Here is a 25,872-nt window from a genome sequence, read left to right as displayed (position 1 = left end):
TCAAAAAATAGAAAAAATTTCCTTTTTTACTTTATTGGTTCACTGCTTACTGTACTGCTCATTCTTAGGTATTTGAGAGTTTTTTAGTCACGCAAGAGATCATTAATCGATGTTTTTTCTCGTGTTTTTTGATCAACCCGTTTAACAATAACAGCGCAGTAAAGGTTGGGACCTGCTTCACCGTTTGGTAATGGTTTTCCAGGGAGAGAACCTGGAACGACAACTGAATAAGCTGGCACTTCACCTATAAACACTTCACCTGTTGATCGGTCGATAATTTTTGTAGATTTTCCAATAAAGACTCCCATGCCTAAAACAGAACCTTCACGGATAATACATCCTTCAACAACTTCAGAACGTGCACCGATAAAACAATGATCTTCAATAATTGTTGGGCTTGCTTGTAGTGGCTCTAAAACACCTCCAATGCCCACTCCACCAGAAAGGTGAACATGTTTACCAATTTGTGCGCAAGAACCAACAGTTGCCCATGTATCAATCATCGTTTCCTCATCTACATAAGCACCAAGATTAACAAAGGATGGCATCAAGATGACATTGGATGCAATATAAGCAGAATGGCGTACAATGGCTCCAGGAACTGAGCGAAAATTAGCTTTTTTAAAATCAGTTTCCTGCCAACCAGAAAATTTTGAAGGTATTTTATCCCACCAAAATGATTCATTTGCACCACCAGAAATTATATGCATAGGATTAAGCCGAAAGGACATAAGAACTGCTTTTTTCAACCATTCGTGAACATGCCATTGGCCGTTTTCTTGGCGTTCTGCAACACGAATTTCACCTTTATCTAAAAGGTTTAGGGTATACTCAACACTGTCACGGATTTCTCCTTTTGTCGCTGTGTTAAGAGAATCGTGATTATTAAATGCTTTTTCAATAATCATTTTAAGTTGTATCAAATCGGTCATAGCTAAAGTTCCGTTAAACAAGTTTAAAGCATCGTATCTGTATTATTATTATGATCTATAGTGTATGCGGTCAATAAAAGGATTCAAAAAGGGTACAAGATCAAGACAGAGGTATAGAAAAGGCTAAAAAAAGATGAAAAAAAGCTTTCCCATCCGCAACAATGAGAGAATAGGTGATAAAGTGTCTAATACACCACAAATGCGTTCGCTAACGTATCGTTTAGCTTATGTAGATCAGGAATTTATGATGCGCCCTGAATTGCGTTCACAACGTATTGGCCTTGAATTTTTAAAGCCAGAAATAGTGCTTCAGGAATGTGATATTGAATCAACAGTTGTTATATTCGGTGGGGCCAGAATTCCTGAACCTGGGCAAGATGCTTGGACAGCAAAAAATGAAACGCAAAAGAAAAATTTGCAAACAATGTCACAATATTATGATGAAGCAAGAGAGTTTGCACGTTTATGTTCGCGCTATTCTGCTACCACAGGGTATCGCGAATTTGTGATTGTCACAGGGGGAGGGCCTGGGGTTATGGAAGCAGGAAATCGTGGTGCTGTTGATGTTGATGCTCCAACGATAGGTTTGAATGTTGTTTTGCCTCATGAGCAAACACCCAATATTTATGTGTCTCCGCATTTGTGTTTTAATTTTCATTATTTAACAATGCGCAAAACGCATTTTTTAATACGGGCGAAGGCATTGGCTGTTTTTCCAGGGGGATTTGGGACTTTGGATGAGCTTTTTGAAGCTTTAACTCTTATGCAAACAAGACGTATGCAAAAGGTTCCAATTTTAATGTTTGGTAAGAAATTTTGGAAAAATCTTATCAATTTTGATTACTTATCTGAGCAAGGGGTGATTTCTCCTACGGACATAGATTTGTTGACATTTGTTGATACAGCAGCAGAAGCGTTTGAAGAAATTCGTTCTTTTTATCAGCTTGCTTAATGACAGTTTGAGAATAAATTCTCTGAAATGTGCTAATAATCAACTTGTGTCAAATAAAGGCCTGAAGGAGGTGCAACCATGCCACAGCGTGCGCGATCTTTAGCATGGAGGGCTTCTTCAAGATCTTGAGCTGTCCAGCGTCCTATACCAACTTCCATAAGGCTTCCCGCAAATGAACGGATTTGATGATGAAGAAAAGAGCGGGCTCGTGCATAAAGAAAAATTTCTTCTCCTTCTCTTTGAACATCCAGACATTCAAGAGTGCGAATAGGACTTTTAGCTTGGCAGTGTGCTGATCGGAAAGTCGTAAAATCGTGTTTTCCTACAAGTTTTTGTGCGGCTTTATGCATCGCATCGGCATTCAGAGGTCTCGGCAGCCACCATACGCGTTTGGCGTTTAAAGCTGGCGGTGCACGACGGTTGAGAATTTTAAAAAGATAATGACGTTTAACTGCAGATAATCGTGCATCAAAGCTATCGGGAATATTTTCTACATTTAAGATAGCAATATTGTCGCCTTGTTGCCGTAAATGAGCATTAAGCGCATTATGTATCGTATTCACATGCCAGTCTTTTTCAAAATCAACATGAGCAACTTGCCCGGTAGCATGCACACCAGCATCGGTTCTTCCTGCTGTTGTAATGGTGAGTTGTTGGCCGCTAAAGTGAAAAATAGCTTGTTCAACAGCACCTTGCACGGTACGAAGTTCTGCTTGGCGTTGCCAGCCAGCGTAATTTGATCCATCATATTCAAGGGTAAGTTTAAAACGTGCCATATCAGAAAACTGCAGAAATATTAGCACCACGCAAAAATGTTGAACTATCAAGAATTCTACTACCGGCTCTTTGGAGGTGGGTTATTTCTATTCGTCCTTGTCCACAATGGATAATCAAATGTCCAGCTTCTATTCGACCGATCCCAAGAGAATCTCCTGTGGCTAAGCGACTGCCAAGAATTTTTACCCGTTCTGGCTTGCCACCGATAGTCATTGTGCACCAGCAACCAGGATAGGGAGAGAGCGCGCAGATATATTTGTGAATAACTTCTGCGGATTTTGTCCAATCAATTTGGGTTTCTTCTTTTTTGATTTTGGAGGCATAGGATACGCCTTCGAGTGATTGCGGGGTCAATGTGAGTTGACCTTTTTCAAGAGCAGATAAAGCTTCTACGATGAGTTCTGCTCCCATATGTGAAAGTTTATCTGACAGTTCAGCTGCGGTGATATTTTCAGTGATAGCAATAGAACGAGATAAAGCAATGGGTCCTGTGTCAAGCCCTTCATTCATTTGCATAATCATCATGCCAGTTTCTTTGTCACCAGCCATAATTGCACGCTGAATAGGTGCTGCACCACGCCAGCGTGGTAATAATGAAGCATGGGCATTAAAACAACCAAAACGTGGTGCTTCGAGAATAGCTTTTGGTAGAAGTATTCCATAAGCAACAACGACAGCAGCATCGACGGATAGGGCTGCAAATCGTGCTTGCTCTTCAGCTGTTTTAAGACTTTGAGGGGTAAAAACGGGAATGGACTTTGCTTCTGCGGCATTTTGAACAGGTGAAGAAACTAGCTGAAGACCCCGCCGTCCTGCTGGGCGTGGAGGTTGGCTATAAACAGCTACAATATCATGACCTGCGTTTAACAAAGCATGTAAAACAGGAACAGCAAAATCAGGTGTTCCCATAAAACTTAGTCGCAATGCCATTTACAAAATTTCTTTCTCTAGATTATTCTCTTTTGCCCGTTTTTCAAATTTGCGTATCACCATATTACGTTTGACCTTTGAAAGGTGATCAATAAAGAGGCAGCCATTCAAATGATCAATTTCGTGTTGAAGACAAGTGGCCAAAATATTATCTGCTTCAATTTCTTTTTGTTCCCCTTCGCGATTTCTATAACGAATACAAAGGCGTTTAGGGCGCTCAACTTCTGCAGAATATCCAGGAATAGAAAGGCAGCCCTCCATGCAAATATTGCGCTCATCTGATAACCACAAGATTTCTGGGTTAATAACAATAATTGGATCTTGAGGAGCATCTGGTTCAAAAATACTCGTAAATATGGAAACATCTACCACTAACATCCGCAATGGGATACCAACCTGAATAGCAGCAAGGCCAATTCCTCCAGCATTATACATGGTTTCTAACATGTCATCAGCAAGTTGTTGAATAGTGGAATCGATATGTTCGACAGGTTTTGAAATTTCACGGAGAATTGGGTCAGGTAAAATAACTAAAGGTTTTATTGGCATGGCTGTAAATTAATCAATGGTTTATAACTGGTCAATATTGAATCGGTGATTCATAGACTTTTTGCGATGACTTTTTTGCGATGAAACCGCTATATTATTTTCTATGTCTGATTCACTTTTGATCTCTTTTAGTAAATATTGGGGCGAATTTATGGCTATGCCTTTATTAGTTGGCATAGGATTCTTTGTTATCATACATTATTATCGAAAAAGAGCACTGTTGGGAAGTGAAGCGGCTGAACGTGCTCGTGAAACGCAAATGCAGATGGCCACGTTGCTGAAAACACAGGCTGAAATGCAAGGACGTATGCAAACAATAGCAGAAATCTTTGGTCAAAGACAAGCAGAGTTGAATCAGTCTATTTGTGAGAGGCTCAATGGAATGACAACCAATTTAGGCCAAACCCTTCAGGTACAGACACAGTCTACTCATGAGAATTTGACTCGCTTGCAAGAACGTTTAGCCGTTATTGATGCAGCGCAAAATAATATTCAATCACTTACAGGGCAGGTTATTCAATTGCAGGCTATTTTAAATAATAAGCAAACGCGTGGCATTTTTGGTCAGGGACGGATGGAGGCAATTATTGCTGATGCTTTGCCAGCTAATGCTTATGTTTTTCAGGCGATTCTTTCAAATGGAAAGCGACCAGATTGTCTCATTCATATGCCCAATAAGGCGCCAGATCTTGTTATTGATGCTAAATTTCCTTTAGAAGCTTGGAATGCAATGCAGAAAGCTTCATTGTCTCAAGAACGTCAAGAAGCTGAACGCCAATTTCGCACCGATATGGATGTCCATATTCGCGATATTGCACAGAAATATTTAATTCCTGGTGAAACACATGATACAGCTTTTCTTTTTGTGCCATCGGAATCAATTTTTGCAACAATTTATGAAGAGTTTGAGCCATTGGTGCAAAAAGCTAATCGGGCGCATGTTATCATTGTATCGCCATCTTTATTGATGTTATCTGTTCAAGTTGTACAGACTATTATGAAAGATGCGAAAATGCGGGAACAAGCGCACTTGATCCAGTCAGAAGTAGCTAAATTGATAGAAGATTTCGAAAGAATGGATGTACGTGTCCGTGCTTTACAGAAGCATTTTTACAAAACGAGTGATGATATTGAAGCGATTTTAACATCATCTTCGAAAATTATGAAACGTGCTAACCGTATTGAATCCTTTGAATTAAAAGAGGATGTTTCTCTTTCGACATCGGTAACAACTCATGCACAGTCGAAAATATTGCATTCGATTGATGAGGAATAAAAAAGCTCTCAATAAAGTATATTTTAATCATTTGATTGATTAATGAGAGTTTTTGAGTATCGATACTTCTTTTTACCGATTGACAAGAGGAACAAGGATGATGCGGCATTTTTTATTTTGGGGAGCATTTGTTTTTCTTTTGGGCGGTTGTTCAACGAAACCTCCTATGTACACAAATAATGCTTGCGCCGTTCTGGCTCAAAAAGATGGTTTTTTTGAAAATTGGAGAAAAGCGTCTAAAAAAGCAGAAGCGCGTTATGGGATCCCGATGCCCATTATTCTTGCGACAATTCGTATGGAATCAAATTTTCGTCATAATGCACGTCCTCCACGTACGAAACTTTTGGGTTTTATTCCATGGAAGCGCCCTTCAACAGCTTATGGTTATTCTCAAGCGCTTGATGGTACATGGGAAGCCTATCTTCGCTCTACAGGACAGTCTTTTGCAAGGCGTACTAATTTTTCTGATGCCGCTGATTTTGTTGCTTGGTATCATCGTCAAAGTGTTCAACGGAATGGTGTTAAACATCATGATGCTTATAATCTTTATTTAAATTATTATATGGGGCATGGTGCTTATGCGCGCAGCAGAGGCCTTGGAAATGCAAAAGCAATAAGAGTAGCGCAGAATATGGAGAAAACAGCTATACTTTACGATCAGCAGTTAAGAATGTGTGGGCAACGCTAGAGAATTATGAAAATATTGCATTATTGCATTATTGCATATTTTTGAGAATTTTCCATATTTTCTGTCGATAATGTATAGAGTGACAAGAGTAATGCATGTAGCAATAACTTAGGTTAAGTGCATTTTTTGATAGCAGGTATGTGTGATACTTTCCAAGTAAGACAATAGAAATTAGATGGCTGAAAGAAGAATAAAATCACTAAAGGTGCAAGATATTACTAAAACAGACATTACTAAAACATTTTATAGAGAAGACGAAATTGCAGAAATATTTCGCCGCTTTTCTATTCAGCGTCCCACCCCTGAAAGTGATCTTACATATACTAATGTTTTTACTCTTTTGATAGCCGTTGTTCTTTCAGCTCAAGCTACAGATGCTGGTGTTAACAAAGTGACGCAAAAATTATTTCGTCTTGCTGATAGACCAGAAAAAATGGTTGCATTAGGGGAAGAAGGAATTGCACATCATATCCGTGCCATTGGTCTTTGGCGTGCAAAAGCTCGCAATATTTATGCACTTTGCTGTCTTTTGATTGATCAATATGGTGGTCACGTTCCTGACAATCGTGAAGCACTGATGGCACTTCCTGGTGTGGGGCGCAAGACGGCTAATGTCATTTTAAATGTTGCTTTTAGTCAGCCCACTATAGCCGTAGATACGCATATTTTTCGTCTCGGAAACCGCCTTGGTTTAGCACCAGGAAAAACACCAGAGATGGTTGAAGAAAAGTTGGTGAAGATTATTCCGTCTTATTACATGCGTTATGCGCATCATTGGCTTATTTTACATGGCCGTTACATTTGTAAAGCACGTAAGGCACAATGCACACAGTGTATCATCGCTGATCTTTGCAAAGCGGCGATCAAGACAAACACAATCCCAGCGCCTTTAGTTGAAATTAAAGGCAATGGAGCACCAGTTTTTTTCCAATAGATCTTGCTATTTTATATATACTGGCTTATGAAAGGGGTTTCGATCCGCCCGGCAGGGCATGCCGTGGCTGTTCAAGTGCTTATTCAAGCTTTGGTCAGCTTGATTAAATTTAAATATATGGAGTAGCAAAATGCCCAAAATGAAGACCAAATCGTCCGCTAAGAAGCGGTTTAAAATTACTGCGACAGGTAAAATTAAGGTGGCAGCTGCAGGTAAGCGCCATGGTATGATTAAACGTTCTAATAAGTTTATTCGTGATGCACGTGGAACAATGATTCTCGCTGAACCCGATGCTAAAAAAGTCATTCATTGTTATTTGCCGAATGGGCTTTAAGCTTTGCGTTTTTGATTTTTAGGAGATTATTACATGGCACGTGTAAAAAGAGGTGTGACAGCTCACGCTAAGCACAAGAAGATTTTAAAGCAAGCTGAAGGTTTTTACGGTCGTCGTAAAAATACTATTCGTGCGGCTAAGGCAGCAGTTGATCGTTCAAAGCAATATGCTTACCGTGATCGCAAAAACAGAAAACGTACCTTCCGCGCTCTATGGATTCAGCGGATCAATGCAGCTGTTCGTATGGAAGGTTTGACTTATGGACGCTTCATTGACGGTTTATCGAAAGCCGGTATTGAGATTGATCGTAAGGTTCTTTCTGATATCGCTATTCATGAACCTACAGTATTTTCTGCTTTAGTAGCTTCTGCAAAGAAAGCTTTAGAATATTTGAAAGATACAACGCCTAATGCTTTCGAAGGAGCTGTTAAGTAAGCTAGTCGCGTTTTCTTAAAGCATTCATTTTTTGGGATCCCGCGCTGGTTATTGCTGGTGCGGGCTTTTTTATTGAAACAACAGGCAGGGATATGAGCGATATTGAGCGTCTGGAACAGGAAATTTTTTTAGCTTTAGAAGCTGCGTGTGATGAACAGGAACTTGAAGCCGTGCGTGTTGCTGCGTTAGGCAAAAAAGGCAGCATTTCTGAACGATTAAAAGCATTGGGAAATATCAGCGCCGATGAGCGTCTTAAAGTTGGGCCGGCGCTTAATGAGTTAAAGAAACGCATTTTAGAATTATTAGCGCAAAAACGTGATATTTTTAAGCGCCAGGCAACGGCTTTGCGCCTTTCCAAAGAGAGAGTGGATGTGACTTTACCTGTTCGTTCTTCACCTGTAGAACGAGGCCGTATTCATCCTATCTCGCAGGTTATTGATGAACTCATAGCCATTTATGCGGATATGGGTTTTTCTATTGCGGAGGGGCCAGATATTGAAACAGATTATTATAATTTCACGGCATTAAATTTTCCTGAAGGTCATCCAGCACGGGAAATGCATGATACTTTCTTTTTTAGTGAGGATGCAACAGGGAATCGGAAGGTGCTACGCACGCATACGTCACCCGTGCAAATTCGCGTAATGGAAAAAAAACAGGCACCGATACGTATTATTATTCCTGGAAAAACTTACCGTATGGATTCTGATGCAACGCATTCACCGATGTTTCATCAGGTAGAAGGATTGGTAATTGATAAAACTTCTAACATTGCTCATATGATGTGGCTTCATGAGACTTTTTGTAAAGCTTTTTTTGAAGTGCCGTCGGTGAAGATGCGTTTTCGTCCATCTTTTTTTCCTTTTACGGAACCATCTATGGAAGTTGATATTCAATGTGATCGTTCTGGTTCAGAAGTGAAATTTGGAGAAGGTCATGATTGGTTAGAAATTTTAGGATGTGGTATGGTGCATCCTCAGGTTTTAAAGAATGTTGGTTTTGACCCAGATGAATACCAAGGATTTGCTTGGGGCATGGGTATTGATCGTATTGCTATGTTAAAATATGGCATGCCTGATTTACGTGCTTTTTTTGATGCTGATCTGCGTTGGTTAGATCATTATGGCTTTCGCTGTTTTGATATTTCCACCCTTTTTTCTCGTTTGGGCAATGTGTGATCTTGTAACAGTTTTCATGTGAGGTTTTAAAATGAAATTTACATTATCCTGGTTAAGGGATCACTTAGAGACAAATGCGTCTTTGGATGAAATTTGTGACAAATTAACAGCAATTGGTCTTGAAGTTGATCATGTTGATTGTGCTTCTTTAGAAGGCTTTGTTATTGCAAAGGTTTTAACAGCTGCTAAGCATCCTGATGCCGATAAATTACAAATTTTGTCTGTAGATACGGGGGCTGGTACACCTATACAAGTTGTTTGTGGAGCAAAAAACGCGCGTGTTGGGCTTGTTAGTGTGCTTGCGTTGCCAGGCACCTATGTTCCTGGGTTGGATATTACATTATCTGTTGGTAAAATCCGTGGTGTTGAAAGCTTTGGTATGATGTGTTCACAGGAAGAGCTGAAGCTTCCAGGTATGCGTGATGGAATTATTGAACTTCCCGAAGATGCTCCTGTTGGGGCACAATTTGCAACCTATGCAGGATTAGATGATCCGGTTATTGATGTTGGTTTAACACCTAATCGTTCTGATTGTACTGGCGTTCGTGGAATTGCTCGTGATTTAGCGGCAGCTGGAATTGGGCGATTGAAAGAGTTACCTTTGTCACAGTTGACGGGCTCTTTTGAAACATCAACTCAGGTTTCTTTAGATTTTTCATCAGGTGCATCATTATGTTTAGGCTTTGCTTGGTGTGAAGTGCGCAATGTGAAAAATGGTGCATCACCACAATGGATGCAACAACGCTTAATTGCAATCGGTTTGAGACCAATTAATGCACTGGTTGATATAACCAACTATATGACTTTTGATCTTGGCCGTCCACTGCATGTATTTGATGCAGATAAGGTAAAAGGGGTTTTAAAAGTCCGTCGTGGTTTTGAAGGAGAACAACTCCAAGCACTTAATGGCAAAATCTATAATTTAGGACCACAAAATTGCGTAATCGCAGATGATGAGGGCGTTGTTTCTATTGCTGGTATTATGGGGGGTAAAAGAACAAGCTGTGATGAAATGACACACCGTGTTATTATTGAATCTGCGCTTTGGGATTCGCAAAATATTGCACAAACGGGTCGAGCCCTTGGATTGATTAGTGATGCACGTTATCGTTTTGAACGAGGTGTTGATCCTGCTTTTATGGAATCAGGGCTTGAAATTGCAACAGAATTGGCTTTGCGTCTTTGTGGTGGTGAAGCATCGATGATGCGGGTTATTGGGTATCAGAAGCCAAAAACTAGACAGATTGTTTTTCCATTTTCTGAAATTAAGCGTTTAACTAATTTAGAAATCGATCATGGACAAACTGTAGCTATTTTGACACGGCTTGGATTTAGCGTTGCAGGAGAAGGAGATGTCGTTACGGTTACAGTACCAACATGGCGCTCTGATGTTGTTGGTAAGGCCGATTTAGTAGAAGAGGTAATGCGGATTTATGGGTTGAATAAGATTGAACCTATGCCGTTGGAAAATTTTGTAGAGGTGAAGAATAAAATTCTAACATTTTCGCAGATTTGCTCACGTTCTGCTCGTTGGGCTTTAGCATGTCGGGGTATGATGGAAGCTGTAACTTGGTCATTTATTTCTGAAAGCCAAGCATGTGCTTTTGGAGGGGGGCAAGCGCAGCTAAAATTAGCAAATCCCATTGCAGTAGATATGTCGGTTATGCGTCCGTCTCTTTTACCTGGTTTGCTTATGGCTGCACAGCGAAATGCTGATCGTGGTTTTGCAGATCTTTCTTTGTTTGAAATCTCAAATATTTATGAAGGTGATACACCGGATAAACAACAGTGCGTTGCTGCTGGTATTCGTCGTGAAACAGAGAAATTTGAAGGAGCTGGGCGCTTTTGGGCTGGAAATGCCAAAGCGGTTGATGTTTTTGATGCAAAAGCAGATGCATTTGCTGTTTTAACAGCGTGCGGTGTGGATGTGAGTAAGGTACAGATTGAGGTTGGAGCACCTAATTGGTATCATCCTGGTTGTTCAGGGGTTATTAAACTTGGACCAAAGATCATTCTTGGTTTTTTTGGGACTTTTCATCCTGATACGCTAGAAACATTGGATGTCAGTGGTCGTTTATGTGGTTTTGAAATTTTCCTTGATCGAATTCCTGAACCAAAGAAAAAGGCAACAAAAATCCGTCCTGCTTTAAAGGCATCTCCTTTCCAAATGGTACGGCGTGATTTTGCGTTTGTGGTTGATAAAACAGTTTCATCTTCTCTGATTATTCGTGCTGCGAGTGCAGCAGATAAAAAATTTATTCATTCAGTGCAAATTTTTGATCTTTTTGAGGATTTAACACTTGGTGAAGATAAAAAATCTGTTGCGATTGAAGTTGCGATACAACCTGTTGAGCGAACTTTGACAGATGAAGATCTCGAAGCTCTTGCGTCAAAAGTGGTAGACAATGTTACCAAAATGACAGGTGCATATTTGCGTGGTTAATTAGTGTAGTTTGCAGAGCTGATTATTTTTTAATTGGTTATTTGATGAATAGGGAGCTCTTTATTATTTTTAAGCATTTAAGAAATAAATATAAGGGGTTAAAGTTCTTTTTAAAATTGTTTTTCATACTGATAAGAACTTATTGAAATCATAAATATTTTTTGGGTAGTTTAAAAAAGCTATTATTTTAGAATGGCTTTCTATTGCAACAATGTATATTAGCTGCTATCTATAAATTCAAATGCAAATCATTTGCAATAGAGAGAAATCAATGAAAATAAAAGCGTTTTTTACAACAATTTTTTTAAGCACAATCTTTTTGATCCCAGGTTTGGCTTTGAGTGCTAATAAATTTAAGGCTGTGACAACCTTTACCATTATTGCTGATATGGCGCGTAATGTGGCAGGTGACATTGCTGATGTTGAATCGATCACTAAACCAGGTGCTGAAATTCACGAATATCAACCTACACCACATGATCTTATGCGTGCGCAGGGAGCTAATCTTATATTGTGGAATGGATTAGATTTAGAACTTTGGTTTGAAAAGTTTTTTCAAAATATTGAAAATGTCCCAAGTGTTGTTGTTTCAAAAGGTGTTAAACCTATTAAAATTGGCGAAGGGCCTTATAATGGTAAACCAAATCCTCATGCATGGATGTCACCGATTTCAGCTCTAATTTACATTGATAATATTCGCGATGCTTTTGTAAAATATGATCCTAAAAATGCGGCTATTTATAAAGAGAATGCCGAAATCTATAAGCAGAAGATCCGCTTAAGTATTGATCCAATCAAAACTAAATTAAAAACCTTACCAAAAGGCAAGCGCTGGCTTGTAACCAGTGAGGGTGCATTTAGCTATTTGGCGCGTGATTTTGGTTTGAAAGAACTTTATTTGTGGCCAATTAACGCTGATCAGCAGGGAACGCCGCAGCAGGTGAAACGTGTTATTGATATGGTTCGCAAATATAATATTCAAGCAGTTTTTTCTGAAAGCACTATTTCTGATGCACCTGCTAAGCAGGTTGCCAGAGAAACAAAAGCTAAATATGGCGGTGTTCTTTATGTCGATTCACTAAGTGAGGAAGATGGTGAAGTCCCTACCTATATTGATTTATTACGTGTTACGAGTGCGCGTATTGCTCATGCTTTATCGGAAGGGTTTAAAGGTCAATGATTAAGTCTGAGATTGAGCCTGGGATATTTGCTCAAGGGATCAATGTGACTTATCGCAATGGGCATACAGCTTTGCGTGAAGTGAGTTTTGAAAGCCCAAGGGGTTCTATTTCCGCACTTGTTGGGGTTAATGGCTCAGGGAAGTCAACATTATTTAAAACGATAATGGGATTTGTGTGTCCTTCAAAGGGGAAAATTCGCGTTTTGGGTTTGCCGGTTGAAAAGGCTTTGAAGAAAAATCTTATTGCTTATGTTCCCCAGAGTGAGGATGTTGATTGGAATTTTCCTGTACTCGTTGAAGACGTTGTTTTGATGGGGCGATATGGTCACATGAATTTCTTTCGTTATGTGAGAAAGCAAGATCATGAAGCTGTTCGTGTTGCGTTGGAACGTGTTGATATGTTGGCTTTTGCCAAACGTCAAATTGGTGAGCTTTCTGGCGGGCAGAAAAAACGTGTTTTTTTGGCACGTGCTCTTGCACAGCAGGCAAAAGCTATCTTACTAGACGAGCCATTTACAGGGGTTGATATTAAAACAGAAGATAAAATCATCGCTTTGTTAGAAGATTTGCGTAAAGAAGGTGCTGTCATATTGGTTTCTACGCACAATCTAGGTTCTATTCCTGAATTTTGTGATCACACAATTTTAATAAAGGGAACTGTTTTGGCTTGTGGGCCAACAGAGAAGGTTTTTACTCAGGAAAATCTTGAAAAAACTTTTGATGGTACTTTGCGACATCATATTTTTAATTTCCAGGATGCAAAAAAAAGTCATAGTGCTACAGAGAACAGAGACCCTACGTTTCTTGATGGCAATCAAAAGCTGGAGCCTATGTCATGATTGCTTGGTTGCTTGAGCCATTTAGCTACCAATATATGGTTAATGCAATGTGGGTTTCAGGGTTGGTTGGGTGTGTTTGTGCTTTCCTTTCTGCTTTTCTGATGTTGAAAGGTTGGTCTTTGATTGGGGATGCGTTATCCCATTCGATCGTACCTGGGGTAGCTGGAGCTTATCTTTTAGGATTACCTTTTTCTCTTGGTGCTTTTTTTTCTGGTGGGTTGGCTGCAGTGGTGATGTTATTTTTTCATCATCGAACAAAGTTAAAAGAAGATACCATTATTGGTTTAATTTTTTCCTCTTTTTTTGCTCTTGGATTATTTCTTAAGTCACTAAAACCAATGGCTGTTAATATTAATACAATTGTTCTTGGGAATATTTTAGCAGTCAGTTTGTCAGATATTGTACAGTTAGCTTTTATTAGTTTTATTTCTCTCTTTATATTACTCTTAAAGTGGAAAGATTTATTGGTTTCTTTATTTGATGAAAATCATGCACGTGCCATTGGGTTGAATGTAAAGTTGCTTAAACTTCTCTTTTTTACATTGCTTGCTGCTTGCACGATTGCGGCTATGCAGACGGTTGGAGCTTTTTTGGTTATTTGTCTTGTGGTGACACCAGGAGCAACGGCTTATCTTTTAAGTGATCGTTTTATAAATCTTCTGATGATTGCGGTGGTGATTGGAACACTAACAAGTATGCTTGGCGTTTATGTTAGTTATTTTTTGAATGCACAAACCGGTGGTGTTGTTGTGCTTTTCCAAGCGTTTTTATTTATGATAGCTTTTATTTTTTCTCCTAAATATGGTTTTATTGCTGCGCGCTTACGCATAAGAGAAGCAAAAAAGATGTGTTAATATCATGATTGATCAGTTACTCCTTCCTTTTCAGTTTTCTTTTATGATTAAGGGTATGATAATTACTATTATTATCGCTATTCCAATGGCTATGCTTTCTTGTTTTCTTATTTTGAAAGGATGGGCGCTTTTAGGAGATGCAATTTCTCATGCCGTTTTTCCTGGTGTTGTTATTGGCTATATAATGACACCGTGGGTGATAGCGCTTTTGTCTTTTTTGCCGTTTTCTTGGTTTCAGCATGTGCGCCCAGCTAATATTACAATGATTTTAATTACTTGTGGCGCTTTTATCGCTGGCATGATGTGTGCCATTGTTACAGGTTTTTTAGGGAGCAATAGTCGTATTAAACAGGATACGGTTATGGGTGTTGTTTTTTCATCGATGTTTGGTTTGGGGCTTGTTTTAGCCACAACAATTCATAGTCATTTAGATTTGAATCATATTTTATTTGGAAATCTTTTGGGTGTGAACTGGCTTGATATTATCCAGACAGCCATAATTGCTATGGTTGTCACTTTGATTTTGGGAACAAAATGGCGCGATTTTATGCTGTATATTTTTGATTCAGTTCAAGGACGTGCCATAGGATTGCGGGTATCGGTGCTTCATTATACTCTTTTGACATTAATTTCTTTAACTATTGTTGCGGCTTTAAAAGCAGTCGGCATTATTCTCGTTGTTTCTTTGTTAATTGCACCGGGAGCTATTGCGTATCTTGTTACTAAGCGGTTTTTTTCTATGGTTTGGATCGCTATATTTATCGCGGCTTTTTCTAGTTTTCTAGGAATTTATCTGAGCTTATTTATTGGTTCTGATTCTGCTTCAACAATTGTTTTGGTTTTAACACTAATTTTTATTGCTATTTTTGTATCGATCTTTTTTCGTCAGAGAATGGTGCAGGATATTTAACTATAACAAACCTGCGCATGGTAGCCATGCATTTTTGTCTGTTGTTTCTAGTCCTTGTCTCCCTTAAGTATAAAGCACCGGGCTACTTCCTCCTAAAGTCTGGTAGATGAATGCAGTATTTTTCCTCCTAAGCACTACATTCGTAATCGTGATAAAGGCTGCATTATAATTTGTTTATGCAGCCTTTTTTTCTTCAGTAATTATTTGATTTCATGCCTATTTTATATTCTCTTCCTTTTTTTGGAAGAATGGTGCAGGATATTTAACTATAACAAACCTGCGCATGGCAGCCATGCATTTTTGTCTGTTGTTTTTAGTTCTTGTCTTCCTTAGATATAGATCATCAGGCTATTTTCCTCCTAGCTTGGTGGATGAGTGCGGTTTTTTCATCCCAAATACTGCACTATAATCATGATCATAATTAAAAAGCTGCATTGATTTATCAGGCAGCTTTTTTTTTGACTTTCTAAATTGATTTTTAATAGCCTGGAAATTTTGAAATAATCAACATATTGTGTAAATTATCTTATATTCCATTTTATCAAGGTGTACTCTTTGATGGATAATATTTGAGTAGTGATTATTTGCTTATTTAATGACTAAAAAAATTCAGATAACGTTGTATTTCTTGAGGGTTTCCAATAGTTTTTTCAGGATTATCTGAGAGCTTTACGGCTGGCCGACCATTAGCGCTGGTAACTTTGCAGACAAGAGAAGTAACGTCAAGATCTGCGATTTCTTGAGGGGCGCAGTTTGCAAAATCATTGGTAAGGTTAGTGCCCCATCCAAAAATCATGCGCACTTTACCATGGAAGTGATGATAGGTTTTTTCAATTGTATCTACATCAAGGGCATCAGAGAAAATCAACAGTTTTTCCTGTGGTTTTTTCCCTTGTTCTTGCCACCATTGGATAATGCGCTCACCTCCTTCAATAGGTGGAGCACTGTCAGGTCTAAATCCTGTCCAATCTGCTACCCATTTTGGTGCATTGCGTAAAAATGCTTCTGTACCAAAAGTATCCGGTAAAACAATTAAGAGATTTCCTTCATAGTAACGCTTCCAATCTTGCAGAACTTGATAAGGTGCTTTGCGCAAATCATCATCATTATTGGTAAGAGCAGCGATAACCATAGGTAATTCATGTGCATTTGTGCCAAGCGCTTCTAAGTCTGTATCCATGGCCAGAAGAACATTGGATGTTCCAGTAAAAGAAGCGCCAATTCCTTCTTTTAAAGCTTCAACACACCAACGTTGCCATAAAAAGGAATGACGACGCCTGGTTCCAAAGTCAGATATTTTAATATCAGGAAGTTTTTTTAGACGTTCAATTTTGCTCCACATTTTTGCTTTAGCACGAGCGTAAAGGACATCAAGTGCAAAACGATCAAGATTTTTCATAGCAGCTCGAGAACGTAATTCACTGATAATCGTTAAAGCAGGGATTTCCCACATGGAGCTATAAGCCCACGAGCCATGAAAATGGAGTATATATTGGCCATCTTTACGGGATAATTCATAGTCAGGCAGCTGGAAATTTTCAAGCCAATGAAGAAAATCCGGTTTAAAAATTTGTTTTTGGCCGTAAAATGTATTGCCGGCAAGCCAAATTATTTCTTTTTTAGTAAAGCGCAAGCTAAGAGTGTGATCAAGCTGAGCGCGTAGCTCACCTTCATCGATATCGTCGGCAAGATGAATGGCTTTATTACGATTGATGAGTGAAAAAGTAACATGAACATCGGGGTAAAGTCCCCAGATCATCTGTAACATAAGGAGCTTATAAAAATCCGTGTCAAGAAGCGAACGAACAATAGGATCAAGTTTCCAGGTATGGTTGTAGACACGTTTAGCGATGTCAGTATGATTCATAATACTTTTTCTTTCAAATATGATGAAGTCTAAAATTATTGCACATTCAATGTGTGTTATCATAAGCAATGAAAGAAGTGTAATAATTCTATAATCTTGAAACAATATAAAACAATCTGATTATTTTGTATGATACTCAAGATTTGAGGGTACGTATGATTTCATAGTGACCTGTTTTTTCAAGTTCTATTCCTATATCAATGTTGTATTCTTTGCCATTAATACTTAGGGTATCTTCTTTTGTTCTTTTGACTTTAATCGTGTAAAGGGCATCGTGAATCTTTATTTTTGCTTCATATTCAGGCCAAAAGGAAGGCAAGCGTGGGCGTAAAAATAATTGATTAGCCTGACGGTGAATCCCAAGAATAGTTTGTGTTGCTGCGTGATAGAACCAACCTGCTGAGCCTGTATACCATGTCCAGCCGCCTTGTCCGCGGTGTGGCTCAATAGCGTAAATATCTGCAGCCATGACATAAGGTTCAACACGATATATTTCAGGATTTTGACCATGGGTTATTGGATTTATCATTGAAAGTAAGGTGTAAGCTTTGTCTATTTCACCTATTTCAGCAAGCGCTATAATGCTCCAAATGGCACTATGGGTATATTGACCACCATTTTCTCGAACGCCTGGTGGATAACCTTTAATATATCCTGGATTAAGGGTATTTTCATTAAAAGGTGGCCAGAAAAGACGTAAAAGATTGCCTTTTTCATCATAAAGATGGTTAAGCATTGATTCCATTGCTTGTTTTTGACGATGAGGAGGGGCTATTTTAGAAATGACAGCCCAAGATTGGGTAATGCTATCAATTTTGCATTCAACATTTGTTTGAGCACCAAGGGGCATTCCATTGTCAAAATAAGCACGTCGATACCAAGCACCATCCCAACCATTCTCTTCCAGAGCTTCTGTTAAACGTTCAAGGTATAGACTCCAAGCTTTATAGTGTTTTTGGTCACCACGGTTTTTAGCGAGAGGAATAAATTGTTGTAAAGTGGTTCCAAGAAACCATCCAAGCCAAATGCTTTCACCTTTTCCCTCAATTCCGACCAAATTCATGCCATCATTCCAATCACCCCCTAAAATGAGTGGGAGACCATGTTGACCAGAGCGCTCGATAGCAAGATCTAAAGCTAAAGCACAATGTTCATAAAGTGTTGCAGTTTTTGAAGATTGCATCGGTTGAAAATAAGCATCGTGTTGCTCAGCTTTCAGCGTATCTCCCTCAATGAAGGCAATGGGGGTATCAAGGAATGCATATTCGCCAGTTGTATTGACATAATGAGCTGTTCCATAAGCAAGCCAGATGATATCATCAGAAATGAGTGTGCGAACACCAGCATTGGTGTGAGGAATCCACCAATGCTGTACATCACCCTCTAAAAATTGGTGAGCTGCAGCGTTTAACAATTGTTCACGTGCCAGGTTTGGTTCAAGCAATAACAGAGATAAGCTATCTTGCAATTGGTCGCGGAATCCGAATGCGCCACTAGCTTGGTAAAAAGCTGAACGGGCCATCATACGGCATCCGTAAATTTGATAAGGGAGCCAATGATTGACCATAAGATCAAAAGAATGATCCGGCGTTTTAACTTGTAACGGGGCGAAAAAATCGTTCCAGTTTTCTACTTGTTGTGCAAGAAGAACTTGAAAATCATCCATAGAAATTTGGTCTAATAATTTTTGGGCTTCTTGCATAGTGTCAGCACTGCCAAGATAGAAGATGATTTCTTTTGTTTGGCCTGGCAGCAAATCAATATCATATGCTAATGCTGAACAGGGGTCGCGGCCTGCTTCAACCGTATTTGAAAGTGCTTCAGCTTTACGGATAGCACGGGGATGTTGAACTGTTCCTGTTGAACCGATGAATTCTGTGCGATCTGTAGTAAAGCTGGTTGGCAATTGGGATGCTGATAAAAAAGTAACGTGTTGGGACTTTTCGAGGTGATAAGGATTTTGAACAAAATGTGCACCACGTTTGGGATCATGATAAGGAATAATAAAAGGGGCATATTTTGTACGGACATTACCCAAAACCCATTCGACGTAGTTATAAAGGCGTAGATTGCGTGGTTTTTTCCCTTTATTTTTGATGGTAAGGCGGGAAAGTCGAATTGGCTTTTCGCGATGAAGTGTGTGAGTCAGTTCTAGTTCGATATCTGAATGTATAGATTTAAAAGTTGAAAATCCAAAACCATGGCAAGCTTCATAGACAACGTTATCATCACATTCAACAGCAGAAACTGGCGAAAAGCATTTTAAAGATAGACGGTCAATGAGATAAAGCGCTTCTCCAGGGCGGTTAGAGACGGGATCATTAGTCCAAGGAGTGAGTTGATAATTGCGGCTATTGTTAGCCCAGGTAAAAATTGCTCCCTCGGCTGATACGTGAAAGCCAAAGCTGTGATTGGCAATCACGTTAATCCATGGATGTGGTGTGGTGGTGCATCCGTTAAAACGCATCACATAATAGTTATGAGAGTTAAAACCACCATAACCATTCCAATAATTGAGATCTTCACCATGAACAGGAGAGTATGATGGTTTTTTTCGGCTGACGAGGCTAGGAGAAGAAAAATCATTTTTCTCAAGTAATAGGGTTATTTGCTTTTTTTTGTCGTGCTTGCTGTCGTTTAATTGATGATTTAATTTTTGATCGCTTTTGCGTGACATCAGATCGGAATCAATATTTTCCATACGCTTGAGCTGTTCAGATAAAGATCCATTTTGAGCGTGCAGGATAATACGTGCTGATGCAAGGAGTGTTTTTAAACTTTGCTCACTCATTTGGTCACGCTGAAGCGTAAAGATGTGTTGGCGCTCATTTATTGCATTGGAGTGATGACGGTAAGATTCACATACCCATTCAATAGTGCGCTGAGTATCTTGTATATAGGAAAATGTCTGCTCATTCAGGATAACGAGATCAACGATTAATCCACGTATACGCCAATATTCATGAGCTTTCAGGAGTTCGCGTAATACAGTTATACCTGTTTCATTATCTAATCTGAGAAGGCAGATAGGATAGTCTCCTGAAATAGACATTGGCCAAAGATCAGATTGTTTTCCAAGAGTGTTTGCTAATATTTCAGGGGGAAGACGCCATGTTCGCTCAGGATAAATAAGCGGTGTTGCATATTTTTGATAAGTCATAGCTTCTTTGGGATGGATGTTGCTCTGATATAATGCAACTTGCGAGCGTGTCCATGCCATTGCAAATTCTCTCTGAAACATATTGGGTTGCCGATAATGTTCAATATGTTCACGCAATCTTTCTTTTGAATGAGCTGCGAAAGTCCAAAAGATGAGTTCTACTTTTTCATGTGCTGGAATTTTTACATAGCAGCGGATAGAGATGATTGGATCAAGAACGCAGCCTTGATTACCACTGAAATGAGAATTTTTATCAAAGGCCGCTGGGCGATGAAGAGATCGACCACGGCCGATAAAAAGACGACGGTCAGTTTCAGCTTCTGCTTTTTGGATTATACCAGAGGTATCCGTAACAAAATGAGCAATATGAATATCAGGATCATCAGGAGCACGTTTGCGCCTTTTGGCAAAAATTGTTCTCCCTGAATCAGTGATTTCTGTTTCTATAAACATGCGTGAAAAAACAGGATGAGCACAATCAGTTTCTACTGTTGCAAGTGCTAATTCACCGTAAGAAGTAATTTCAATGAAGCGATCTTTGTTTGTTGTATTGATAAGTTGGAGGCGTCTACTTTCACCATCACCTTCAGAGGCAACAAGACATTCAAGTGTTGATTTGATTCCATTAACCGCTTTCGTATATTCAGCTTTTTCATCTGTAAAAATGCTGATCATTTCTTCATCAACAACGCGTGTTGGTTCACCCGTGAGAGACCACCAACGTTCATTATGTGTATCACGTAGGAAGAATAAAATGCCTTGTTGATCTTCTGTAGCATCGGGGATAAAGCGCGTGAGAGTATAATCATACCAACGGCTATAACCCGAGCCATTGGCTGTTAACATCGTAGAATAAACGCCATTCGATAAGAGCAAAGTTGCGCGGGGCTTAAGAAGCGGATTCGTAATAATACGCGTAGAGGTATCATCAAATTTTTCAGAATCATTGCACATAGGATTGGCAACTTTGGCGTGAATAACAGGAATTTGATGTGGTGCTTTTTCTTGTAATAACAGTTGCACAGCTTTAATCGCTGGATCACGGTGAAAACGATTGCGCATCCGTTCTTCAAAAATGATATTATTGATAGCAATAATGGACATGCCATGGTGATGTGCATAATAATTGCGTACAATGGCGTATTTTTCTCCTTCTTTCACACGGGAAGGAGTAAAATCAATAGAGTCATAATAACCATAATCCCCCAAAGCTCCAAGATCACGTAAGCGTTTTAAATTGGTTACAGCCTGGGTTGGCATATATTGTGCAGCCAAGAGGCTAGCATAAGGAGCAACGACAGTATTACGTGATAGGCCGCGTTGAAGTCCAAGGCTTGGAGCACCAAAATTAGAATATTGATAATTCATTAAGTGATCACGGGCATTAAATGCAGCTTCTGAAATGCCCCACGGCAGTTTTCTCTTACGGGCGTATTGTATTTGATGACGGATAACTAACCAGTTAGTTTGATTGAGTATCGATCCTAAAGGTTCATGCATAACAAGAGAAGGCATAAGATATTCAAATATGGATCCTGACCATGATAATAAGGCACCTTTCCAGCCAATTGGAATAAGAAATCGGCCGAGATGAAACCAGTGTTTGAATTTGATATCACCTTTAGCAATAGCAAAAAGGCTTGATAGGCGTGCTTCTGAAGCTAGGAGATCATAACAGCTTTCATCGAGTTTATTATCTTGAACACGATAGCCGATGGATAAGAGTTGTCGCTCAGGCCGTTCCAAAAAATCAAATTTCATGTCAAAAGCTATTTTCCGTGCTTTTTCAGCTAAAATATTTAATTTTTGACGCAGTTTTTCAGTATCATAATTATCAGTAATTTTGTGATTGTGAGCTTCGCAGGTCTCGACAAGGCATTTGGCCCAAGATAGTGCATGAGCAGATTGCGCTGTTTGCATTTTTTGATCGAGTTGATTGGTTAAACGCACGATATCATGAGCAATAAGCAAAAGGCTGAGAGGGAAGCAAGTTATTTTTTCTAATTTTTCTGCGAAAGTGCTGACGGAAGCATGAAAATGGATTACTCGTTTTTCGATTTGGTGACGTAAAGAGTGTAAATTATCTTGATTATTTGGAATTTCTTTTAAAGTTTCTTCAAGAATATCATTGACATCCAATAAGCCTAACAGATTGCTTTGTGTAAAAATACTAGGGACTTCAGCCCATTCATTTAAGGCTGAAGAAAGCGTGACTAAATGACCAGCAAGGTTTCCTGAATCAACGGTTGAAACATAGGTTGGTGATAGAGGTTTAAGAGTATCTGTTTCATACCAATTATAGAGATGGCCTCGAAATTTTTCCATTTTTTCAAGGGTATTCAATGTGCGCTCAATGCGCATAAGTGTTTCATTAGAACTAATCCAACCAAAATCATGAGCAGCAATAGTGGAAAGAAGATAAACTCCAATATTCGTAGGTGATGTGCGTTGGGCAATAAGAGGTTTTGGATCCTCTTGAAAATTATCAGGGGGCAAATAGTTATTACGCTCGTTAACAAAGGTTGCATAATACAGCCATGTCCTTCGTCCAATAAGCCGCAGAGTTTTTTTATCTTCTGAAGATAGTGTCAGAGTATCCTGAAATGTTTTTGGTTGGCTCACAAACCATGCAATAAAAGGTGAAAATAACCATGCTATGCCAAAAGGAAAAGCAATAAAGCTTGTTAAATTATGCAAGAGTACAGGCAATGCTATGGCGAAAAAACCAATAAGTGATGCTGGCCACATTGTCAGGGTATAAAATTTTAGACTATTCGGGATTGATTTTGTTGCAGCCGATGTTTTCCATTCAAGGAGATGGTGTTTTGAAATGAGCATACGGAAAAGTGTGCGGATAATCGCATCGGTCATAAAATAAGCTGAATGGGCCATAAATGCTGTTTTAAGAAGTATATTGGCTATCGTAGAAACAATGCTACTCATAATTGATTGGATTTGCCCGCGTGAAGAATATTCAATACCAGGCGGTATAAGTGATCGAAACATTCCTAAAATCGGGGAAATGAATAGACTGAGTAGCAAGAATGTTTGCCAAATAGTTGCTGTCTTTAATGGTAAAATAGACCATCCTATAATTGTAGCGATTAGCCACATGAGTGGTGTAAGAGAACGGCGCAGATTATCCTGCATTTTCCAGCGTGTTATGAGGTTAATGTGACGGTTCTCAAAGAGATAGGGCAATAATTGCCAATCACCGCGTGTCCAACGATGATGGCGAGCAACATCAACATTATAAGCTGTAGGATAATCTTCAATTACTTCTACATCACTAACTAGCGCGGCACGTGCATAGCCACCTTCTAAAAGATCATGACTGAGAACAGCATTTTCTTTGATTTTGCCAGCTAGTGCTTGTTCAAATGCATCAATATGATAGAGACCTTTTCCGGTAAAAGTTCCTTCTCCCAACAGATCTTGGTAAGTATCAGAAACAGCAAAAACATAAGGATCAAGACCACGATTGGCAGAAAAAACACGTTGTAGAATAGATGTTCCCTCTTCTGCCATGAGAGAAGGTGTAACACGGGGTTGTAAAATACTATAGCCTTTTACAACTGTTTTATGTTTAGGATCAAAAACAGGATGATTAAGTGGATAGTTAAGTTTACCAACTAATTTAGCGACGCTTTCAGGGGGTAGGATCGTATCTGAGTCCAGTGTCATAACGAAACGACAATCTAGAGGAAGATGAGGATCTGGAGGATAAAAACTGGTATTTTGATTCCCTCGTAATAAAAGATTAAGCTCATGAAGTTTGCCACGCTTACGTTCCCACCCCATCCAGCATTTTTCGCTAGCGTTATAAAGGCGTCGGCGATGTAAAAGGAAAAATAAAGGAGTGTTATCTTTGCAGTGGCGATGGTTAAGTTTAGCGATATTTGTTTGCGCATAAGATAGCAGATCAAGATCTTCTTGCGTTTTCTCTCGTGGGGAATCTACCCAATCTGTGATAAGTGCGAAATGAATAGCACCTTGTGGGTTAGCAAGATAATGGACTTCAAGATTGCGTATTTGCTCATCAATATAATCGCGTGATGTCATCAAAGTGGGGACAACAACCATTGTGCGTGCGTGCTTGGGAATACCCTCTTTATATTCATAACCAATCAGTTGGTTTGGTGGGATAAACCATGAAACAACAGTGTTGAAGAAAGCAAAAGCAGCATCCATAGCAGGAAAAAGCGCTAACGCGGTGAAAAGAAGAGTCATGGATGGTGTGAGGCTAGAGGTTCGTAAGAAAGCATAAACTGCAAGCAAAAGAGCAAACGTTAAAATAGAAACAGGGATTGCAATCATTCCTATCTGTAAACGGCTGTAGATGCGCATCCACTTCGTGAGAAAGGATGGATTATATCCGCAAGCTTTTTCAAAAATGTAGCGTCCATCATCGACAAGATACCACCCAATAGAGCAATGCTTTTCAACGGAGGAACTGTTTTGATGAGGAGTATATTCAAGAGAGGTTTGTGTCATCTCTACAGCTTTAAGTGTGACGTCTAGTTCACTCAGAGGCGAATGACGTGCAATTTTCTCTATCACTTTTCGATAGGCATTACGTGAGTGAGAATCAATTTCAGAAAAGTCACTGTTTTCACGCAAAACAAGGTCTACAGAACTGACAGTTTCAAACCATACTGTCCAGTCAATGTCATCAATAGTTTTGAGAGAACGAATAATATTGCCCATGGTGACACCGTCTGCTGCTTGACGGGTATGTTCATTGGCTGTTGTAATTTCTGGGCTACTGCCATGGCGACACAAATTTTTTTCAAGCCATGTTAATGCTGTTGTAGAATCAATGGAGGAACCCCGAAGACGATAAAATAAATGGGCTGAAAAGGTCGAATCAGTGATTAATTTTTCATAAAAAGTGAAAAGAGTATGTAATCTAGCTTCATCTTTATCTTTTGCGAGAGCAATTTTATCGGCTGCTTGATTGGCGCAATGGCGCATATGCTGAGCATGTTCAATATGCGATGAAAGACGGCGAACATTTTCAATTAAAATCATACGAATAATAGAGGGTAGAGCCCACAATTCGCCAATTTTTAAATAACAAACTTTTTGAAAGCCATTGACTATAGCCGTAAGTGTTTCTTGTGAAATTATGCTATCTGTATGGGCGATATAAAGCCAGGCTAAAGCAAAAATACGTGGAACTTCTGCTTTTTTTTCATAAGAGGGGAGCTGTTTTATAAATGATTTAGATAAGTTACAGCGTAGTTGTTGTATGGTTTTGTCGATGGTATAATGATTATCGATAAGCCATTGAGCAGAAGGTGCAATTGTCTCGTTGTTTCTGGCTGCAACATCACTGGTGTGAAAGGCGTGGAGAATGAGTTTAGCATTTTCAACCAATCGTTCGCGAAAATAGTTTTTTTCTTCATATTCGGGAAGTAAAATTTCTTGTCCAAAGGCCATATCATAGCCTAATTTATAGAGTTCTTCCTGCGATTTATAAGTCGAACGAATAGGAAAGTTGGTTTGAGAAAGAGAACCGATCTCTATTTGTCGGGAAAAGAACCATTTCATGCATAATTGTTTGAGCACCATAATATTTTTGTTATTCAAAGATACAATCTTTCTCTTTATCCAGTAAGTTTTTAGCATTTT

At 39.2% G+C, this 25,872-nt stretch carries 18 protein-coding genes; 12 read left to right on the top strand and 6 right to left on the bottom strand.

All coding sequences use genetic code 11. The features are described 5' to 3' along the window. Window positions 1-83: 83 nt before the first annotated feature. On the bottom strand, window positions 84-932 hold the full coding sequence (gene dapD / locus BARBAKC583_RS06440; RefSeq protein ID WP_005768109.1) for a 2,3,4,5-tetrahydropyridine-2,6-dicarboxylate N-succinyltransferase: 849 nt from the start codon (window positions 930-932) through the stop codon (window positions 84-86). 133 nt (window positions 933-1,065) lie between these two features. Here dapD and BARBAKC583_RS06435 point away from each other — a divergent pair, with 133 nt between their 5' ends. Beyond that, window positions 1,066-1,884 (top strand): LOG family protein, encoded by an 819-nt coding sequence (locus tag BARBAKC583_RS06435; RefSeq protein WP_005768108.1) that lies wholly within the window; start codon window positions 1,066-1,068, stop codon window positions 1,882-1,884. A gap of 32 nt (window positions 1,885-1,916) precedes the next feature. On the opposite strand, the gene truA is transcribed toward BARBAKC583_RS06435, so the two are convergent. Genes truA through def form a run of 3 tightly spaced genes read right to left on the bottom strand, consistent with a single transcriptional unit; the run spans window position 1,917 to window position 4,140 of the window. Further along, window positions 1,917-2,660, bottom strand: a complete 744-nt coding sequence (truA, locus tag BARBAKC583_RS06430; RefSeq protein WP_005768107.1) for a tRNA pseudouridine(38-40) synthase TruA — start codon at window positions 2,658-2,660, stop codon at window positions 1,917-1,919. A 1-nt stretch (window position 2,661) separates the two neighbouring features. Continuing rightward, a complete protein-coding gene (fmt, locus tag BARBAKC583_RS06425) occupies window positions 2,662-3,591 on the bottom strand; it encodes a methionyl-tRNA formyltransferase (RefSeq protein ID WP_005768106.1) in 930 nt (309 codons plus the stop codon). Then, a complete protein-coding gene (def, locus tag BARBAKC583_RS06420; RefSeq protein ID WP_005768105.1) occupies window positions 3,592-4,140 on the bottom strand; it encodes a peptide deformylase in 549 nt (182 codons plus the stop codon). It abuts the gene before it with no gap. 151 nt (window positions 4,141-4,291) lie between these two features. Between def and BARBAKC583_RS06415 the strand changes: the two genes are divergently transcribed. The 11 genes from BARBAKC583_RS06415 to BARBAKC583_RS06365 all read left to right on the top strand — a co-directional run bounded on the left by BARBAKC583_RS06415 (window position 4,292) and on the right by BARBAKC583_RS06365 (window position 15,211). Further along, window positions 4,292-5,416 carry a DNA recombination protein RmuC gene (locus tag BARBAKC583_RS06415; protein WP_005768104.1) on the top strand — a complete coding sequence of 375 codons (1,125 nt, stop codon included), beginning with the start codon at window positions 4,292-4,294 and terminating at the stop codon, window positions 5,414-5,416. Between the two features lie 100 nt (window positions 5,417-5,516). Then, window positions 5,517-6,104: a transglycosylase SLT domain-containing protein gene (locus tag BARBAKC583_RS06410; protein ID WP_035453351.1), complete on the top strand. Its 588-nt coding sequence runs from the start codon at window positions 5,517-5,519 to the stop codon at window positions 6,102-6,104. Window positions 6,105-6,279: 175 nt separating this feature from the next. Beyond that, on the top strand, window positions 6,280-7,038 hold the full coding sequence (gene nth / locus BARBAKC583_RS06405) for an endonuclease III (RefSeq protein ID WP_005768102.1): 759 nt from the start codon (window positions 6,280-6,282) through the stop codon (window positions 7,036-7,038). Window positions 7,039-7,168: 130 nt separating this feature from the next. Further along, on the top strand, window positions 7,169-7,372 hold the full coding sequence (gene rpmI / locus BARBAKC583_RS06400; protein ID WP_005768101.1) for a 50S ribosomal protein L35: 204 nt from the start codon (window positions 7,169-7,171) through the stop codon (window positions 7,370-7,372). 33 nt (window positions 7,373-7,405) lie between these two features. Then, entirely contained in the window at window positions 7,406-7,807 is a 402-nt protein-coding gene (gene rplT / locus BARBAKC583_RS06395) for a 50S ribosomal protein L20 (RefSeq protein WP_005768100.1), read from the top strand. A gap of 92 nt (window positions 7,808-7,899) precedes the next feature. Further along, window positions 7,900-8,985 (top strand): phenylalanine--tRNA ligase subunit alpha, encoded by a 1,086-nt coding sequence (pheS, locus tag BARBAKC583_RS06390; protein WP_005768098.1) that lies wholly within the window; start codon window positions 7,900-7,902, stop codon window positions 8,983-8,985. 31 nt (window positions 8,986-9,016) lie between these two features. Next, window positions 9,017-11,428, top strand: a complete 2,412-nt coding sequence (pheT, locus tag BARBAKC583_RS06385) for a phenylalanine--tRNA ligase subunit beta (protein ID WP_005768096.1) — start codon at window positions 9,017-9,019, stop codon at window positions 11,426-11,428. A 271-nt stretch (window positions 11,429-11,699) separates the two neighbouring features. Continuing rightward, the gene (locus tag BARBAKC583_RS06380; protein WP_005768094.1) at window positions 11,700-12,608 is read left to right on the top strand and encodes a metal ABC transporter substrate-binding protein; all 909 of its coding nucleotides are present in this window, start codon (window positions 11,700-11,702) and stop codon (window positions 12,606-12,608) included. Beyond that, a complete protein-coding gene (locus BARBAKC583_RS06375; protein WP_005768092.1) occupies window positions 12,605-13,447 on the top strand; it encodes a manganese/iron ABC transporter ATP-binding protein in 843 nt (280 codons plus the stop codon). Before BARBAKC583_RS06380 ends, BARBAKC583_RS06375 begins: the two co-directional genes overlap by 4 nt. Further along, entirely contained in the window at window positions 13,444-14,301 is an 858-nt protein-coding gene (locus BARBAKC583_RS06370; protein WP_005768090.1) for a metal ABC transporter permease, read from the top strand. The genes BARBAKC583_RS06375 and BARBAKC583_RS06370 overlap by 4 nt, the downstream gene beginning before the upstream one ends. 4 nt (window positions 14,302-14,305) lie before the next feature. Then, complete coding sequence (locus BARBAKC583_RS06365) at window positions 14,306-15,211, top strand: metal ABC transporter permease (protein WP_005768088.1); 906 nt, start codon at window positions 14,306-14,308, stop codon at window positions 15,209-15,211. A gap of 592 nt (window positions 15,212-15,803) precedes the next feature. Here BARBAKC583_RS06365 and pncB read toward each other — a convergent pair. Together pncB and BARBAKC583_RS06355 are read right to left on the bottom strand one after the other, a co-directional pair. Beyond that, complete coding sequence (gene pncB / locus BARBAKC583_RS06360) at window positions 15,804-17,078, bottom strand: nicotinate phosphoribosyltransferase (RefSeq protein WP_005768086.1); 1,275 nt, start codon at window positions 17,076-17,078, stop codon at window positions 15,804-15,806. Window positions 17,079-17,214: 136 nt separating this feature from the next. Next, on the bottom strand, window positions 17,215-25,812 hold the full coding sequence (locus BARBAKC583_RS06355) for a GH36-type glycosyl hydrolase domain-containing protein (RefSeq protein WP_035453288.1): 8,598 nt from the start codon (window positions 25,810-25,812) through the stop codon (window positions 17,215-17,217). Between the last annotated feature and the right edge of the window lie 60 nt (window positions 25,813-25,872).

The sequence above is a fragment of the Bartonella bacilliformis KC583 genome (assembly GCF_000015445.1).
In the GTDB taxonomy this organism is placed as follows: Bacteria; Pseudomonadota; Alphaproteobacteria; order Rhizobiales; family Rhizobiaceae; genus Bartonella; species Bartonella bacilliformis.
This window is presented reverse-complemented; position numbering and strand designations above follow the sequence as displayed.

Coding starts and splice junctions, on each gene's coding strand:
- dapD (WP_005768109.1), bottom strand. CDS start 932: ATGACCGATTTGATACAACTTAAAATGATTATTGAAAAAGCATTTAAT.
- BARBAKC583_RS06435 (WP_005768108.1), top strand. CDS start 1,066: ATGAAAAAAAGCTTTCCCATCCGCAACAATGAGAGAATAGGTGATAAA.
- truA (WP_005768107.1), bottom strand. CDS start 2,660: ATGGCACGTTTTAAACTTACCCTTGAATATGATGGATCAAATTACGCT.
- fmt (WP_005768106.1), bottom strand. CDS start 3,591: ATGGCATTGCGACTAAGTTTTATGGGAACACCTGATTTTGCTGTTCCT.
- def (WP_005768105.1), bottom strand. CDS start 4,140: ATGCCAATAAAACCTTTAGTTATTTTACCTGACCCAATTCTCCGTGAA.
- BARBAKC583_RS06415 (WP_005768104.1), top strand. CDS start 4,292: ATGGCTATGCCTTTATTAGTTGGCATAGGATTCTTTGTTATCATACAT.
- BARBAKC583_RS06410 (WP_035453351.1), top strand. CDS start 5,517: ATGCGGCATTTTTTATTTTGGGGAGCATTTGTTTTTCTTTTGGGCGGT.
- nth (WP_005768102.1), top strand. CDS start 6,280: ATGGCTGAAAGAAGAATAAAATCACTAAAGGTGCAAGATATTACTAAA.
- rpmI (WP_005768101.1), top strand. CDS start 7,169: ATGCCCAAAATGAAGACCAAATCGTCCGCTAAGAAGCGGTTTAAAATT.
- rplT (WP_005768100.1), top strand. CDS start 7,406: ATGGCACGTGTAAAAAGAGGTGTGACAGCTCACGCTAAGCACAAGAAG.
- pheS (WP_005768098.1), top strand. CDS start 7,900: ATGAGCGATATTGAGCGTCTGGAACAGGAAATTTTTTTAGCTTTAGAA.
- pheT (WP_005768096.1), top strand. CDS start 9,017: ATGAAATTTACATTATCCTGGTTAAGGGATCACTTAGAGACAAATGCG.
- BARBAKC583_RS06380 (WP_005768094.1), top strand. CDS start 11,700: ATGAAAATAAAAGCGTTTTTTACAACAATTTTTTTAAGCACAATCTTT.
- BARBAKC583_RS06375 (WP_005768092.1), top strand. CDS start 12,605: ATGATTAAGTCTGAGATTGAGCCTGGGATATTTGCTCAAGGGATCAAT.
- BARBAKC583_RS06370 (WP_005768090.1), top strand. CDS start 13,444: ATGATTGCTTGGTTGCTTGAGCCATTTAGCTACCAATATATGGTTAAT.
- BARBAKC583_RS06365 (WP_005768088.1), top strand. CDS start 14,306: ATGATTGATCAGTTACTCCTTCCTTTTCAGTTTTCTTTTATGATTAAG.
- pncB (WP_005768086.1), bottom strand. CDS start 17,078: ATGAATCATACTGACATCGCTAAACGTGTCTACAACCATACCTGGAAA.
- BARBAKC583_RS06355 (WP_035453288.1), bottom strand. CDS start 25,812: ATGGTGCTCAAACAATTATGCATGAAATGGTTCTTTTCCCGACAAATA.